The following is a 613-nucleotide window of genomic DNA, read 5'->3' as shown; positions in this document are numbered from 1 at the left end:
GTTCGCATGATCCGCGGGAGTTGCCGGTGCTGCTGGACGCGGCGCGGGACGCGGATGTGGTGATCGGGTCGCGGTGGGCGCCGGGCGCGCGGGTGGTGAACTGGCCGTGGCGGCGGTTGGTGTTGTCGCGGTGCGGCAACGGGTTCGCGCGGCTGGTGTTGGGGATGCCGGTGTCGGATGCCACCGGCGGGTACCGGGTGTACCGGGTGTCGGGTCTGCGGCGGCTGGATCTGGCCTCGGTGTGTTCGCAGGGGTATTCGTTCCAGGTGGAGTTGTGTCGGTTGGCGCACCGGGCGGGGCTGCGGATCGTGGAGGTGCCGATCACGTTCGCGCAGCGGGAGCGGGGCGCGTCGAAGATGAGTCCGTTGATCGTCGGTGAGGCGTTGTGGCGGGTGCTGGTGTGGGGGTTGCAGGATCGGCGTACGGCGGTGCGGCGGGGGTTGCACGGTACGGCGACGGGTCAGGTGCGGTGGCCGTGAGCGGGCTGCGTGTCATGCTGGATGAGCGGTGTCGAGGCACGGATGGGGTGACATGCGCCGAGGGTTGAGGTTCGTCGCGCCGGCTCTGCTGCTGGCCGCGCTGGTCGAGGTGACCGTTTTCGTGGTGTTGGGCC

At 70.3% G+C, this 613-nt stretch carries 1 pseudogene; it reads left to right on the top strand.

Annotated elements, in window-relative coordinates:
- Positions 1-479 (top strand): annotated as a pseudogene (locus GSF22_RS34080) (dolichol-phosphate mannosyltransferase); the annotation flags it as partial.
- Positions 480-613: the final 134 nt, after the last annotated feature.

It is taken from the genome of Micromonospora echinofusca (genome assembly GCF_017614955.1).
Taxonomy (GTDB): Bacteria; Actinomycetota; Actinomycetes; order Mycobacteriales; family Micromonosporaceae; genus Micromonospora; species Micromonospora echinofusca_A.
This window is presented reverse-complemented; position numbering and strand designations above follow the sequence as displayed.